Origin of the sequence: Stutzerimonas azotifigens DSM 17556 (genome assembly GCF_000425625.1) — a bacterium.
GTDB lineage: Bacteria > Pseudomonadota > Gammaproteobacteria > Pseudomonadales > Pseudomonadaceae > Stutzerimonas > Stutzerimonas azotifigens.
The window spans coordinates 90,986-105,006 of record NZ_KE384407.1 but is presented as its reverse complement, the minus strand read 5'-3'; the positions used below and the strand labels follow the sequence as shown (position 1 = coordinate 105,006).

Here is a 14,021-nt window from a genome sequence, read left to right as displayed (position 1 = left end):
CATGTCCGACGTGCTCATCCGCAACGCCCGGCTGGTGAACGAGGGGCGTGAATTCGAGGGCGACGTGCTGGTGGCCCATGGGCGCATCGAGAAGATCGCCGGCGGCATCGAAGGTGTCCAGGCGCGGCTCGAGATCGATGCCGCCGGGCAATGGCTGTTGCCGGGAATGATCGACGACCAGGTGCACTTCCGCGAGCCGGGCGCGCCCCACAAGGGCTGCATTGCCAGCGAATCGCGGGCGGCGGTGGCCGGCGGCATCACCAGCTTCATGGACATGCCCAACACCGCTCCGCCGACCCTGACCCTGGAGGCGCTCGCCGACAAGAGGCGCCGGGCAGCGGCGAGCGCACGGGCCAACTACGCCTTCCACTTCGGTGTCAGCCGCGACAACCTCGACATCGTCGCTGCGCTCGATCCTCGCGAGGTCGCCGGGGTGAAGGTGTTCATGGGCGCTTCGACGGGCGACATGCTGGTCGACGATCCCGAGGTGCTGGAGCGGCTGTTCCGCTGCGTGCCGACCATTCTGCTCGCCCACTGCGAACACACCCCCAGCATCCTCGAGAACGAGGCGCGCCTGCGTGCACGTCACGGCGATCACATCCCGCCGTCGGCGCATCCGCTGATCCGCGATGCCGAGGCCTGCTACCGGTCTTCCAGGCTGGCGGTCGAGTTGGCCAGGCGCCATGGCACCCGGCTGCACGTGCTGCACCTGACCACGGCACGCGAGCTGTCGCTCTTCGCGCCGGGGCCGGTAGCCGGCAAGCGCATCACCGCGGAGGCCTGCGTCCACCATCTGTTGTTCGACGACGGCGACTATGCCGAGCTCGGTCACTTGATCAAATGCAATCCGGCTATCAAGACCCGTGCCGACCGCGATGCCCTTCGCCAGGCGCTGCGTTGCGACCGCATCGATGTGATCGGCACCGACCATGCCCCGCATGCACTCGACGAAAAGCGCCAGCCCTATGCCAGGGCGCCATCGGGGCTGCCCCTGGTCCAGCATGCGTTGCCAGCGCTCCTGGAGCTTATGGAGGACGGCGCGCTGACGCTGCCGCACCTGGTACGCAAGACCAGCCATGCGGTCGCCGAGCTGTTCGGCATCCGCGAGCGGGGTTACCTGCGCGAGGGCTACTGGGCCGACCTGGTCCTGGTGGAGCGCCTGGCGGCAGCGCGGCCGGTCGACGAGGAGCCCGTGCTGGCCCACTGCGGCTGGACGCCTTTCCGGGGGCGCCGCTTCCGCCACGCGGTTCGTACCACGCTGGTGTCCGGCCAACTGGCCTGGCACCAGGGTCGCATCCACGACGACTGCCAGGGCCTGCCCCTGAGTTTCCACCGTTGACTACACAGGACATCCGATGATTCGCATCAGTCTCCCCGACGGAACCCTGCGCCAATATCCGCAGCCCGTTTCCGTCCAGCAAGTCGCCGCCGATATCGGCACCGGGCTCGCGAAGGCCACGCTGGCCGGCAAGGTCGATGGCCGGCTGGTCGATGCCGGCGACCTGATCGAGCGGGATGCGATCCTGCAGATCATCACTCCCAGGGACCCGGAAGGCGTGGAGATCATTCGCCATTCCTGCGCGCACCTGGTGGGGCACGCGGTAAAACAGTTGTACCCGACCGCGAAAATGGTCATCGGACCGGTGATAGAGGACGGCTTCTATTACGACATCGCCTACGAGCGGCCCTTCACGCCATACGATCTGGCGGCCATCGAACAACGCATGCGCGAGTTGATCGACAAGGACTACGACATCATCAAGAGCATGACGCCGCGCGCCGAGGCGGCCGCCATCTTTCGTGCCCGTGGCGAGGATTACAAGCTGCGCCTGATCGAGGACATGCCTGGCGAGCAGGTGGTGGGCCTGTACTTCCATGAGGAGTACATCGACATGTGCCGTGGGCCGCACGTGCCGAACACGCGCTTCCTCAAGGCCTTCCGCCTGACCAGGCTGTCCGGGGCCTACTGGCGGGGCGACTCGCGGAACGAGCAGCTGCAGCGGGTCTACGGCACGGCCTGGGCCGACAGGAAGCAGCTGTCCGCCTACCTGCAGCGCATCGAAGAAGCGGAGAAGCGCGATCACCGCAAGCTGGGTGCCCAGCTCGACCTGTTCCATTTCGACGAAGCCGCGCCGGGTTCGGTGTTCTGGCATCCCAGGGGCTGGACGCTGTTCCAGACCCTGATCGGCTACATGCGCCGACGCCAGGAGGCCGTCGGCTACGTCGAGGTCAACACGCCGGACGTGATGGACCGCAGCCTGTGGGAAACCTCGGGGCACTGGTTCAACTATCGGGAAAACATGTTCACCACCCGCACCGAGGACGACAGGGTGTTCGCCCTCAAGCCGATGAACTGTCCCGGCGCGGTGTCGCTCTATGCGCGCGGCCTGAAGAGCTACCGCGACCTGCCGCTGCGCATGGCCGAGTTCGGCAAGGTGCACCGCTACGAGCCGTCCGGCGCATTGCATGGGCTTTTGCGCGTGCGGCATTTCACCCAGGACGACGCGCACATCTTCTGCACCGCGGAACAGATGGAGCAGGAGTGCGCCGACACCATCGCCCTGGTGTTCGCCATCTACCGCGATTTCGGCTTCGAGGAGGTGGCCGTCAAGCTATCCACCCGGCCGGCCCATCGCATCGGCAGCGACGAAACCTGGGACATGCTCGAGGGCGCCCTGTCCGGCGCTCTGCAACGCATCGGCATCGAGTACCGGGTCAATGCCGGGGAAGGCGCGTTCTACGGGCCCAAGCTCGAGTTCGTGCTGCGCGATGCCATCGGCCGGGACTGGCAGTGCGGAACCCTCCAGGTCGACCTCAACCTGCCGGAGCGCTTCGATATCCATTATGTCGACGAGCAGGGCGGGCGGCAGCGCCCGGTCATGTTGCATCGTGCCCTGTTCGGCTCGCTGGAGCGCTTCATCGGCATCCTCATCGAGCAGTACAGCGGCGCCTTCCCGCTGTGGCTGGCTCCCCTGCAGGCGGTCGTACTCACTATCAGCGAGGCGCAGGATGACTACGCACGCGAAGTCGCCGGCTGCCTCAAGCATGCCGGAATTCGCGCCGCGGCCGATCTGCGCAACGAGAAGGTCGGTTACAAGATTCGCGAGTACACCCTGCAGAAGGTTCCGTACCTGCTGGTGGTCGGGGACAGGGAAAAGAGCGAGCGAACGGTGGCCTTGCGCAGCCGTGGCGGCCAGGACCTGGGGCCTTTGCCGCTGGCTCGGCTGATCGAGCGCTTGTGCGACGAGGCCCGGGTCCCGGCGAGCCGGAAAGCAGGAGATGCCCTGCCAGCACCGACGGCTGATGCCTCTCGGGCGTGCGTTCCTGAAGCCTTCACCTGAAGGGATTGGCCTCTCCAGGGGCGCACGGGCGCCGGCCAGGCCGCGGTCCCGTGCGCGCTGGCTATGATGCGCGTTCGTCTGACGTCAGGGTGCGGGCTTCGCTCTCGAGCATGACCGCAATGCCGTCTCGAATGGGAAAGGCCAGGCCGGCCTGCTTGCTGATCAGTTCGGTGCCGGCTTCGTTCAGCCGCAGGGGACCATGGGTGATGGGGCAGACGAGCAGGTCGAGCAGTTTCGGGTCCATGGGGCTGTCTCAGTAGCGTTCCGGGAGGCACCGCCCCGTTCGTGGAGGCATGCGGCGGTGTCTTGTCTCATGCCTGCCGGGGCGCGCAGTGGTCGAGCTTATCGGGGGCGCAGTACCTGGAAGGTTCTTTCGATCACGTCCCGTCCGACGTTCCGGGTGATGAAAACCAGTCGTGACCGGCGATCCTCGTCCGGCCAGGCCGGCAGTCTCGCGGGCGGATGGAAGATGTGCTGGACGCCGTGGATGACGATCGGCTGTTCGTTGCCCTCGACGTTCAGAATGCCCTTTACGCGCAGGATGTCGCTGCCGACGAAGCTCATCAACAGTTCCAGCCAGGACGCCAACAGGTCTTCCGATATCGGCCGGTCGATGGAAAAGCAGAACGCCCGAACCTGATCGTCGTGGCGATTGACGTCATGCTCGTGTGCGTGATGATGAGCGTCATGGTCATGGTCATGGTCATGGTCATGGTCATGGTCATGGTCATGGGCGTTCGCGCGTTGCGATGCATAGGCCTCTTCGCGCAGCCAGCGCTTGACGTCGGGCATCTTGCCCTCGGTCGAAAACAGCCCCAGCTCGAGTATCTTCGACGCGCTCGCCTCGCCGTGGCTGATCATCCAGCGCGGGGCCGCGGGGTTGATTCCGTCGAGCCGACGGAGCAGCTCGGTGCGCTGTTCAGTGCTCGCCAAGTCCGCTTTGGTCAGCAGCAGGCAATCGGCCATCGCGGCCTGTTTCAGCGCTTCGGTGTGGCGTTCCAGGCTGTGCAGCCCCGTCGCCAGGTCAAGAGTGGTGACGATGCCGTCGAGCCGATAACGGGAGGCGATCGACGGGTGCGTCATCAGGGTATGAACGATCGGGGCCGGATCGGCCAGTCCTGTGGTCTCGATCACCACACGGCGGAACTGTCGGTGTCCTTGGCGCGAAAAGCGCCAGGTGATGTCCTGCAACGTCTTCACCAGATCGCCGCGGATGGTGCAGCACAGGCAGCCGCTGCTCATTTCCATCACCAGGTTCTCGGTGCTGTGCGCGACCAGGGCGTGGTCCAGCGGCATCTCGCCGAATTCGTTGATGATGACCAGGGCATCAGCCAGTTCGGGCTGGCGCACGAGGTTGTTGAGCAGCGTGGTCTTGCCGCTGCCAAGGAAACCCGTGAGAAGCGTGACCGGGATCAGGGGGCGGCTGGTAGCAAAGCTCATCTCATCTCCTTCCAATACTTTTTTGTCTTTCGAAACGCTGGATGCAGCCGACCGCCTGCGCGGTGGCGATGAACCGTGGCCTGGCCAAGCTCGCCGGCACGGGCGACTCGGTCAGGCGGCGGGGTCGCCTGCCTGCACGTCCCTGGCCGCCCTCTGGAACCAGGCCAGTACGGCCTGCAGATGCGCGGCGCCATGCACTTGCGTGAAACGCTGGGTTTCGTATTCCTCGGGATTGCTCAGTATCGCGAGGCGCCGCTGGATGAAGTCGGCGGTCAACGGGATGCCGCATTCCACCGTGATGCAGTGGCGCCAGGCGGAGTAGCTGTCTGGAATGGCGGGAGTGTCGTTCATGGGCGCGCTCCGGATCTGCGGCTTTTCAAAGCATCGAGGTGAGCACCGTCGCCACCGCCAGCGAGCTGGCGGCCTGGCGGGCAGCGAGCGTGACGGCGAAGCGGATGCCGATTTCCCGCCCGATCGCCCAGAGGGTCACCAGGCAGGCGCTTAAGGTCGAGGCCAGCCAGGCGAGCAGGAACACCTGGCCGGGGGAGAGCAGGGCGAGTGGCTGTCCGTCATCGAAGTTGAGCACCAGCAGGCCGTCTTTGCGCAGCAGCGAGAAGATCAGGCCCGGGGCCATTTCCGCGGGTAGCCGAAGCGCTTGCATCGCCGGTGCGATGAGCCGGCTCAACCAACCGAGAAGGTCCAGCCAGTCGAGCAGGGAGGCGAGCAGGCAGATGGCGAGGAAGATCGGCATCGCCTGCCAGAGGAACTGCCGCACGCTGCTGCGCAGCCGCCAGAGCACTGCGCGGGAAGAGGGTATCTGGAGGAAGGCCCGCTCGCTCAGGGGCGTGGCGGCAGCCGGCTCGAGCCGGCCGTTCCACAGGCGCGTGTGCAGCGCGGCGACCACCGCCAGCAGCATGATGTACGGCAGGAACAGTGCGGGATGTCCGCTGGCGTTGAACAGCGACAGTGTGGCGCCTATCTGGTAGCTGCAGGCCGAGCCGAAGGCAATGGCGCCGAGACAGGCGCGCCGCGAGCAGGCTGAGCAGCCACGGCTCTGGAAAACGGCGACCACGTTGCAACCGAAGCCCGTGAGCACGGGGATCAGGTCCTGGCCGCTGAGGCCGATCCGGCGCAGCCAGGGGTCAAGGGCCGTGGTGATGCGATCCTTCAGGCCGCTTTCCTCGCACAGGGCGACGGACAGGCTGACCAGCATGACGACGGGGAAAGCCCAGACGAAGGAGTACCAGCCAAGGCTGAAAACGCCGTAGCTTCCCACCAGCAGGTGCTGTAGCAGCTCGGGAGATCCTTCGAGCATGGCCTTCGACGGCTGTATCAGCCCGAGGTCCAGCCAGGGCTGCAGCCAGTCGGAAAGCTGGAAGGCCAGGTAGACCGGCACGGCGAACAGCAATCCCAGGCAGGCCAGGGCCAGCACGGGGCCTGCAAGACGGTGCTCGAATGGCGTCGTCGCAGGAGGCGCTCCGCAAGCCTGGGCGGGGCAGGCCTCTTCCAGCAGTTGCCTGGCGTTGAGCGGAAGGCAGGCGGACCGTTCGATGGCCTCGAGCAGGCGCTGGCGCGTCAGCTCGTCCAGATGCCGGGCGTTCACCGACAGGCAGGGCACGCCCAGTACGCGTCGACAGACATGCGCTGGCTCGTCCGGCGGATCGGGCAACTTGTCGGCGAAGGTGCACAGGATGCACAGGGGTTGCTGGAGGGGCGGCAGGGCGCTCAGCAGTATCTGCAGCTCCCGCCAGGCATCGGTTGCGCGCACCACCAGGACCAGCCTGTCGGCGGCGGTCAACTGGGCGAGCGCGAGACGGGTGGTCTCGCTGTCGCTGCGCACCCGGATGCCGGGCGTGTCCACCAGTTCGCCCCGCAACTCGTCCAGCCATTGCCGGCGGCAATTCACCGTCGAGCCGCGAAAGTTGCTCTCGTCGCCACAGCGGGCACGCGCCAGGTTACGGAACAGTGCCGACTTGCCGACGTTCTCCAGCCCGATGAACACGATCGAGCGAACCGGCGCCCGGTATTCAGCAGTCGCAATCATTGGCGCAACAGGCCGGATCGACGCTTTCGAACATCCACCAGGCCTGGTCGGACGGTATGGAAGGCTGCAAACCCAGGCGCTCGGCGAGCGTGGCTCCGATCAGGGAGAAGCGCTGGCGAAACTTGTAGATGAAGCAGAAGATCCGCGCGTCGTGCCGCACCTGCGGCCCGGCAAGGAACAGGCCTGGTGTACGGGTCGATTCGTCATGCTCGGAAAGCAGAGGCATGCCGGCCTCGTTCCAGTCGAACAGCGCCTCGATCTGGCGAGCGCCACCACCACCTAGAAATCCGGTGGCCAGGACAGGCGCTCGATCGGTGAGCCAGGCTCGACCGTCGGCCGCCCGAATCAGATGACGCCCTTCTTCTTTCTCCACGGCGATGACGTCGGCGCCGAACACCACTTCCAGTCGGCCCGATTCCAGAGCCTGCTCCAGACGCTCCCGGGTATAGGGGGACAACGAGAGGCTGGGATCCAGCGGGCCGTCGGCATCCCAGGTCGACCTGCGCGCCAACAGGCGGACGCGACAGCCCTGGCGGACCAGCTGAATGGCCGCGTCGACGCCGCTTTCATAGCCACCGATCACAGAGCGCTCCTCGCCGGCGAACGCGCGCCAGGACTCCACCTGGGCGTAATGCCGGCACAGTTCGGCTCCCGGGAAGGGCGCGAGGTCAGGGAACTGGTATTCGCCGGTGGCCCAGACGACATGGCTCGCTGTTCCCGTGCCCTGGTCGGTGACGATTTCGAATCCGCCACCGGGCAACGGGGTCATCGTGCGTACCGCACACCCGGTGATCAGGGGCAGCTCATGCGTCTGTGCAAGAAGCTCGAGATAACGCGCATAGGCCTCGCCGGAAGGATGTTCGCTACCACAGGTGATGGCCGGCGAACTGGCGGGGGATACCGCGTTCAGGTCCGGCAGGCCGAACGGATTGCCATAGAACGAGGGGGTGATAAAGCGGGTTTCCCGCGGCCAGCGGCGGAACGAGGCACCCACCTCATGCCGCTCCAGCAGGGCAAAGCGCTCGACACCTATGGCCTGCAGCATCAGGCCGAGACCGATACCGGCGGCGCTTGCGCCGACGATGGCTACATCCAGCGTTGGTTTCATAAGCGGATTCTTACCTTGGCGTGAGGTAGGTGGCTGGCATCACAACGGCTAGGAAGGACTCTGTTGTTTTTGTTATATAATAACATTACGTTCGTTGCAGCTCCTTTTGAAGAACAGCATTCGCCGTCACGTATTGCAGCGGGCGCAGGCAGAGCCAGCTCCAGCAGGCGACACCCGTCGGCTGGCGGGTGCGCTTCTGGTAGAAGCGAGCTTGCTCGCGAACGGACCGCCTGGAAAGCTACCTACCACACGCTCGGCTGCCGCGATTCTCCGGCATCTTCCGCACGCTGGACTGTTCGACCCGTGCCGCGGCGCCCTTGGAGGCGTCTAGGTGGGGCTGATCCGACCGCCCGCTACGGCCAGAGCGCGTCGAGCATCCATCCCGACAATCCGCACGCCGCCACCACCAGCCAGGGCGGCAGCTTCCAGAACATCAGCGCGACCAGTGCCAGCAGCGCCAGGGCGAAGTCCTGCGGGGCGCGGATGCCGCTGGTCCACACCGGGTGGTAGAGCGCGGCAAGCAGGATGCCGACCACGGCGGCGTTGACTCCCATCAGCGCCGCCTGCGTCCTGGCGTTGCGACGCAGCCGCTCCCAGAACGGCAGGGCGCCGACCACCAGCAGGAACGATGGCAGGAAGATCGCCACCAGGCACAGCAGCCCGCCGAGCCAGCCGCTCGGCCCGTCGCGCATGGCGGCGCCGAGGAAGGCGGCGAAGGTGAACAGCGGGCCGGGCACGGCCTGGGTCAGCCCGTAGCCGGCGAGGAAGGCCTCTTCCCCGACCCAGCCGGTCGGCACCACTTCGGCCTGGAGCAGCGGCAGGACGACGTGTCCGCCGCCGAATACCAGTGCGCCGGCGCGGTAGAAGGCATCGACCAGCGCCAGGGAGCGCCACCCCAGCGCTTCGGCCAGGAGCGGCAGGCCGAATAGCAGGACCGCGAAAAGCGCCAGCCACAGCAGCGCGCGCCGGCGCCCGGTCCTGACCGGCAGGGCGTCGGTCGCGGCGCCCGGCTCGGGCCTGAACAGCACGAGGCCGATCAGGGCGGCCAGCAGGATGACCGCGACCTGCCCGAGCGCGCTCGGCACGGCCAGCACGAAGCAGGCGGCGGCCGCCATCAGGGTCACGCGCAGGCTGTCCGGGCACAGGCTGCGCGCCATGCCCCACACCGCCTGGGCGACCACCGCCACGGCGACCACCTTCAGTCCCTGCAGCAGCCCGGCGGGCATCGCCTCGCCCCAGGTCGAGAGGCCGAGCGCGCAGAGGATCAGGGCGATCGCCGAGGGCAGGGTGAAACCGGCCCAGGCGGCTAGCAGGCCGGGGTAGCCGCCGCGCGCGAGCCCCAACGCCATGCCCACCTGGCTGCTCGCAGGGCCCGGCAGGAACTGGCAGAGCGCGACCAGGTCGGCATAGCTCCTTTCCGCCAGCCATTTGCGCCGGGCGACGAATTCCTCGCGGAAATAGCCCAGGTGCGCGATGGGGCCGCCAAACGAGGTCAGCCCGAGCCTGAGGAAGATGAGGAAGATGGGCCAGGCACCTTCGTGCCGTTGCAGCGGGGCTGCGTCGGTATCGGTGGTCGGTTCGGACATGAAGGGCTCTCGATTCGAGGAACCGGCAAACTGTACGGATGCTTGATAACCGAAGGATGACGCGTACTGCGCCACGAAAGAAGCCGGTCGAGCGACCGGCTTCTTCACCACGCGAAAGGTTACATCAGGCGTCGCCCGTCCTCCCGGGTCACCACCACCGTGGCCGAGCGCGGCCGCCGGCCCGCGCCGTCCGGCCAGTGGCTGCTGAACTCGGTCGGCGTGCTGCCTTCGCCAGGGTGCTGGATGTTGACGAACAGCGTACGGAAATCCGGCGTGGCGGTGATGCCGGTCACCTCGGCGACCCGGGGGCCGGTGAGGAAACGCCTGGTCTCGCCGCTGTTCGGGTCCGACACCAGCATCTGGTTGTTGCCGAACGGCCCCGCGCTCAGCTGGCTGCCGCTCATGTCGGTCTGGATCCACAGGCGACCCTCGTCGTCGAACCAGAGGCCGTCCGGGCTGGCGCAGATGTTGTGCTCGTCCAGCGGCCGCCCGCGCGGATCGCGGCTGTCGTCCTGCGGGCCGGCGAGCAGGTAGAGGTCCCAGGTGAAGCGGGTGCCGCTGTGGTCGGCGCTCGCCTCGCGCCAGCGGATGATGTGCCCGTAGGGGTTCGGTGCACGCGGGTTCGGCTCGTCGGCGGTGGTGCGCGCGGCGTTGTTGGTGAGGGTGAAGTAGACCTCGCCGGTGTCCGGGTGCACGGCGCCCCACTCCGGGCGATCCATCTTGGTGGCGCCGATGACGTCGGCGGCCAGGCGCGTATTGATCAGCACCTCGCCCTGGTCCGCGAAGGCCACGCCGGCCGCGGCGCAGGCCTGCTGGAAGGCCGGGTCGGCGATGTCCAGCGCCAGCCATTCGCCGCTGCCGTCGGCGTTGAAGCGCGCGACGTAGAGCGTGCCGGCGTCCAGCAGGCGGCCGTCGCTGCGGCGCGGGTGGAAGGTGTCGCGGCTGACGAATTTGTAGATGTACTCGTTCTGCGAGTCGTCGCCGGAGTAGCAGACCACCGGGCGGCCGGCGCGGGTCGGGGCGAAGACCACGCCCTCGTGGGCGAAGCGGCCCAGCGCGGTCCGCTTGACCGGGGTGGAAGCGGGATCGAAGGGGTCGATCTCGACGATCCAGCCGAAGGTGTTCGGCTCGTTGCGGTAGTCGGCGGTCGGCTCCTGGGCGCTGCGGGTGGCGTCGAAGCGCCGGAATTCGTCGCCAGGCAGCGTCTCCCAGCCATAGCGGCCCGCACTGCCGACGCCGTAGCGCGCCAGCTCGCGGGGCGGCTCCGGGTCGCGCGAGGCGAAGTATCCGGCCCAGTTTTCCTCGCAGGTCAGGTAGGTGCCCCAGGGCGTGACGCCGTGGGAGCAGTTGTTCAGCGTCCCGCGGGTACGGGTGCCGTCCGGGCTGTAGCGGGTGCGCAGCAGGGCGTGGCCGCGAACCGGGCCGGCCATTTCCATCGTCGTGGCGCCGGTGATGCGGCGGTTGAGCGAGGAGGGCATCACTGCCCAGTCGCCGCGGACCTCGCGGCGGATCTCCACTACCGAAACCCCGTGTGCGTTGATTTCCTTGCGCACCTCTTCGGCGCTCACCCGCCGGTTGCCGGAGACGGTCGGGCCGTTCGGATGCAGCAGCGGAGCGTCGATGTACTCGTGGTTGAGCACCAGCAGGCCATGGTCGCTGCGGCGCCCACCGCGCTGGGCGTCGATCGGGAAGAAGTGCATGCCGTCGTGGTGCATGCCGATCTGCTCGGCCTGGTCCTGCGCGCTGTTGCTGGCGTCTTCCAGGTAGGCCGGGTAGCGCCCGGTGATGGGTGTGCCCCAGGGAATGAAGGCCGTGGCCCGGTAGCCTTGGGGCACGATCACCTCGTCGGCGCGGGAGACGGGCACCGCGGCGAAGGGCACGCGGCTGCGCTTGAGCGGCGCGCTGCCCGGCCCCCTGGCCAGCGGCTCGGCGGCGCCCGCTACCGCGGGCAGCACGCCGAGAAAGGCCAGCACGCCGGCCGCCGCGCCGCCGGCGACCAGCCTGCGGCGGTCGTGCGCGATGATGTCGTTGAGGTGCGGATTGGGCGAGCGGTTGCTCAGGGGCTCGTCGCCATTGCCAAACAGGACGTTGTCGTTGTCGGTCATCTTTTCGGCTCTCACGGTCAGGAGATGAGGGCGTCGTCTCGGCACAGCGGCCCACCGCCGAGGTCGCGCCCGCAGTCATGCGGTGCGTGTGATCAGTCGGTTCTGCGTGGTAGTGCGGGTAAGACCTTGCCGGCGCCGCATGACCCGACGGTTACAGCAGCCTGCCAACCGACCGGCGGCATGCGTGCCTGCCGCCCCGTGCGAAGGCCGCCGATGCTCAGGAGGGCGGCGTGCGTTGCGCGCGGCGCCAGGCGCCGGGCGTCAGGCCGGTCCAGCGCTTGAAGGCGCGCTGGAAGGCTTCGGCGGTGCTGAAGCCGAGCAGCCAGGCGATCTCGCCGAAGGTCAGGTCGGTGTCGCGGATGTAGGCCATCGCCAGGTCGCGACGGGTGTCGTTGAGCAGCCGCCGGTAGTGCGTGCCTTCCTCGGCGAGCTTGCGCCGCAGCGTCCAGCTCGGCAGTTGCAGGCGCGCGGCGACCTGTTGCAGGTCCGGCTCCTGGCCCTTGAGCAGCGGCCCGAGCACCTGCGTCACGCGTTCGCCGAGGCTGCGCGTGCGGGTGCGCTGCGCCAGCTCGGCCTCGCACAGGGCCAGCAGGTGGCGCCAGGTGCCGGGGCAGTGTTCCGGGTTGCGCCGGGCCAGGTCGGCCTGCCCCAGGCGCAGGCGGTTGCCCGGCGCGGCGAAGGCGACCGGGCAGCCGAACGCCGGCTCGTAGCGTTCGGCATAGTCGGGGGGGGCGAACTCGATCTCGACTTGAAGGGGCCGCAGCGGCTCGCCGGCGATCGCCTCGAGCTGACTGGCCCAGCTCGACAGCACGGTATCGACCACGAAGCGGTTGTAGGCGTTGTAGGGGCTGATGGAATAGAAGCACAGCCAGGCGCCGGTGCTGTCCTCGAGGAAGCTCGAGCGGCCGCGGTAGTTCGAGGCGTACAGCGGCTCGAAGCGGATCAGCGTGCGCGCCGCCTCGCGCACCGTCGGCGCCTGGGCCGCGGTCACCCCGGCCAGGCCGAGCTGCGCCGGGCGGCGCAGGCGGCCCATGTCGAGCCCCAGCGCCGGATCGCGCGCCAGCTGCATCGCCGCATGGCCGAGGCGCATGTAGCGCGGAATCGACAGCCGTGCCTGGGGCTCGGCCAGGCGCGCGGCGTCCAGTCCGTAGCTGTCGAGCAGCGGCTGCGGATCGAGGCCGCGGCGCAGCAGCGTTTCGGCGAGGCTGTGGACGAAGCCCACCGAGAGATCGCCGAGGCGCACGCGCTCGTGCTTCAAGGCGCCGCCAGCCAGTGGTTGACCAGTCGCGCCGGCTGCCGGGGATCGTTCCTGGACGGCCGCCGCGGCGAGCCGAGCAGGTTCCACGGCAGCCCCAGGGTGCGCACCTCCATGCGCGAGCCGGCGGGGAGCGTTACCGGACAGGGCTCGGTGGCGGCAGGTGCACCCGGTATCGCCAGCAGATCGGGCGTTTCGGCCGTCAGCGCGGGGGCGCCGCTGCACCCCAGACGCACCGCGAGGCGGCCGGCGGCGGTCGGCGTGGTGCCAGGCGGCAGCGGGCCGGGCGCGCTGTAGCGCCCTTCGTAGCGGCTCAGCCGGTCCTTGTACCAGATCGGTTCGAGAACCTCGCCGCGCGGGTCGAAGACCAGGCTCACCTGTTGCAGCGGGCCCTTGCCGATCCGTAGCCGGCCGGCCTCCAGGCGTGGTTCCGGCAGCACGATCGAGCCGGCCACCAGGGTGACGCCGAAGCGCGCGGCGAGCTCGCCGAAGACGTGCTGGTAGTACGCCGCCATCTCCGGCGCCTTGATGCGCAGCACGGCCTCGGTGCGGCGGTCGTCGCGCGCCTGGTTGCGCCACAGGGCGTGCAGGTAGCCCCAGGGATTGCTCAGCGCCGTCCACTGCATCGCATCGCGCAGGGTGCGGGCGTGCAGCACCTCCGGCTTCTCGCCGACGGCGAACAGGCCGGTGCCGACGTGCTCGGGCAGCACCACGACGGTGGCGGAATTGAGCAGCCCGGCGTCGCGCGCCTGCTCCAGGTAGTGGGCGAACTTGCGGCTCAGGCGCTCGGGGGCCTGGTAGTCCGCCGGGGCGAGCGCGGTCTCGATGCCGAGCAGGTTGCCGCGCGTGCTCGGCTCGCCGTGGCTGACCACGGTCGCTGGGCGCAGGTCGGAGAGCAGCACCACGGGCGGGCGCCGGGCGGACCAGTCGAGGTACAGCGCCAGGGCGAAGGCCGCCATCAGGCCGAGGACGAACAGGCGAATCGTATTGGGCATGTCGGAGCCGAGCGAAGGGACGACACAGCCTAGGCAAAGCGCGCTGGGCTGCCAAGTGCGGCTGTGCTGTTCGATCATCAAGTTGTCAGTTTCGATCATTGAGGCGACCGGACGCGCTCACTATCGTCGCCTCATTCGACCGCGCCG

Annotated in this window: 11 protein-coding genes; 2 read left to right on the top strand and 9 right to left on the bottom strand. The window is 68.1% G+C overall.

Features of this window, described 5'->3' with window-relative positions:
• Position 1: 1 nt before the first annotated feature.
• Positions 2-1,339, top strand: a complete 1,338-nt coding sequence (locus H610_RS0108960; protein ID WP_028239338.1) for a dihydroorotase — start codon at positions 2-4, stop codon at positions 1,337-1,339.
• Between the two features lie 16 nt (positions 1,340-1,355).
• On the top strand, positions 1,356-3,341 hold the full coding sequence (gene thrS, locus H610_RS23640; protein ID WP_084166419.1) for a threonine--tRNA ligase: 1,986 nt from the start codon (positions 1,356-1,358) through the stop codon (positions 3,339-3,341).
• Positions 3,342-3,402: 61 nt separating this feature from the next.
• Here thrS and H610_RS0108950 read toward each other — a convergent pair whose 3' ends face one another.
• The 9 genes from H610_RS0108950 to H610_RS0108910 form a co-directional block, all read right to left on the bottom strand.
• Complete coding sequence (locus H610_RS0108950; protein WP_028239337.1) at positions 3,403-3,585, bottom strand: Trm112 family protein; 183 nt, start codon at positions 3,583-3,585, stop codon at positions 3,403-3,405.
• 98 nt (positions 3,586-3,683) lie between these two features.
• Positions 3,684-4,781, bottom strand: coding sequence for a CobW family GTP-binding protein (locus H610_RS0108945; protein ID WP_028239336.1), 1,098 nt, complete (start codon positions 4,779-4,781; stop codon positions 3,684-3,686).
• 111 nt (positions 4,782-4,892) lie between these two features.
• The gene (locus H610_RS0108940; RefSeq protein WP_028239335.1) at positions 4,893-5,132 is read right to left on the bottom strand and encodes a hypothetical protein; all 240 of its coding nucleotides are present in this window, start codon (positions 5,130-5,132) and stop codon (positions 4,893-4,895) included.
• A 25-nt stretch (positions 5,133-5,157) separates the two neighbouring features.
• Positions 5,158-6,825 (bottom strand): nucleoside recognition domain-containing protein, encoded by a 1,668-nt coding sequence (locus tag H610_RS0108935; protein ID WP_028239334.1) that lies wholly within the window; start codon positions 6,823-6,825, stop codon positions 5,158-5,160.
• The gene (locus H610_RS0108930; protein ID WP_028239333.1) at positions 6,809-7,933 is read right to left on the bottom strand and encodes an NAD(P)/FAD-dependent oxidoreductase; all 1,125 of its coding nucleotides are present in this window, start codon (positions 7,931-7,933) and stop codon (positions 6,809-6,811) included. Before H610_RS0108930 ends, H610_RS0108935 begins: the two co-directional genes overlap by 17 nt.
• Before the next feature lie 353 nt (positions 7,934-8,286).
• Entirely contained in the window at positions 8,287-9,519 is a 1,233-nt protein-coding gene (gene chrA / locus H610_RS0108925) for a chromate efflux transporter (RefSeq protein ID WP_051231628.1), read from the bottom strand.
• 119 nt (positions 9,520-9,638) lie between these two features.
• The gene (locus tag H610_RS0108920) at positions 9,639-11,624 is read right to left on the bottom strand and encodes a PhoX family protein (protein ID WP_028239331.1); all 1,986 of its coding nucleotides are present in this window, start codon (positions 11,622-11,624) and stop codon (positions 9,639-9,641) included.
• A 217-nt stretch (positions 11,625-11,841) separates the two neighbouring features.
• Positions 11,842-12,882 (bottom strand): AraC family transcriptional regulator, encoded by a 1,041-nt coding sequence (locus tag H610_RS0108915; RefSeq protein ID WP_043238133.1) that lies wholly within the window; start codon positions 12,880-12,882, stop codon positions 11,842-11,844.
• Positions 12,879-13,874, bottom strand: coding sequence for a carbon-nitrogen hydrolase (locus H610_RS0108910; protein ID WP_028239329.1), 996 nt, complete (start codon positions 13,872-13,874; stop codon positions 12,879-12,881). Before H610_RS0108910 ends, H610_RS0108915 begins: the two co-directional genes overlap by 4 nt.
• Positions 13,875-14,021 lie beyond the last annotated feature (147 nt).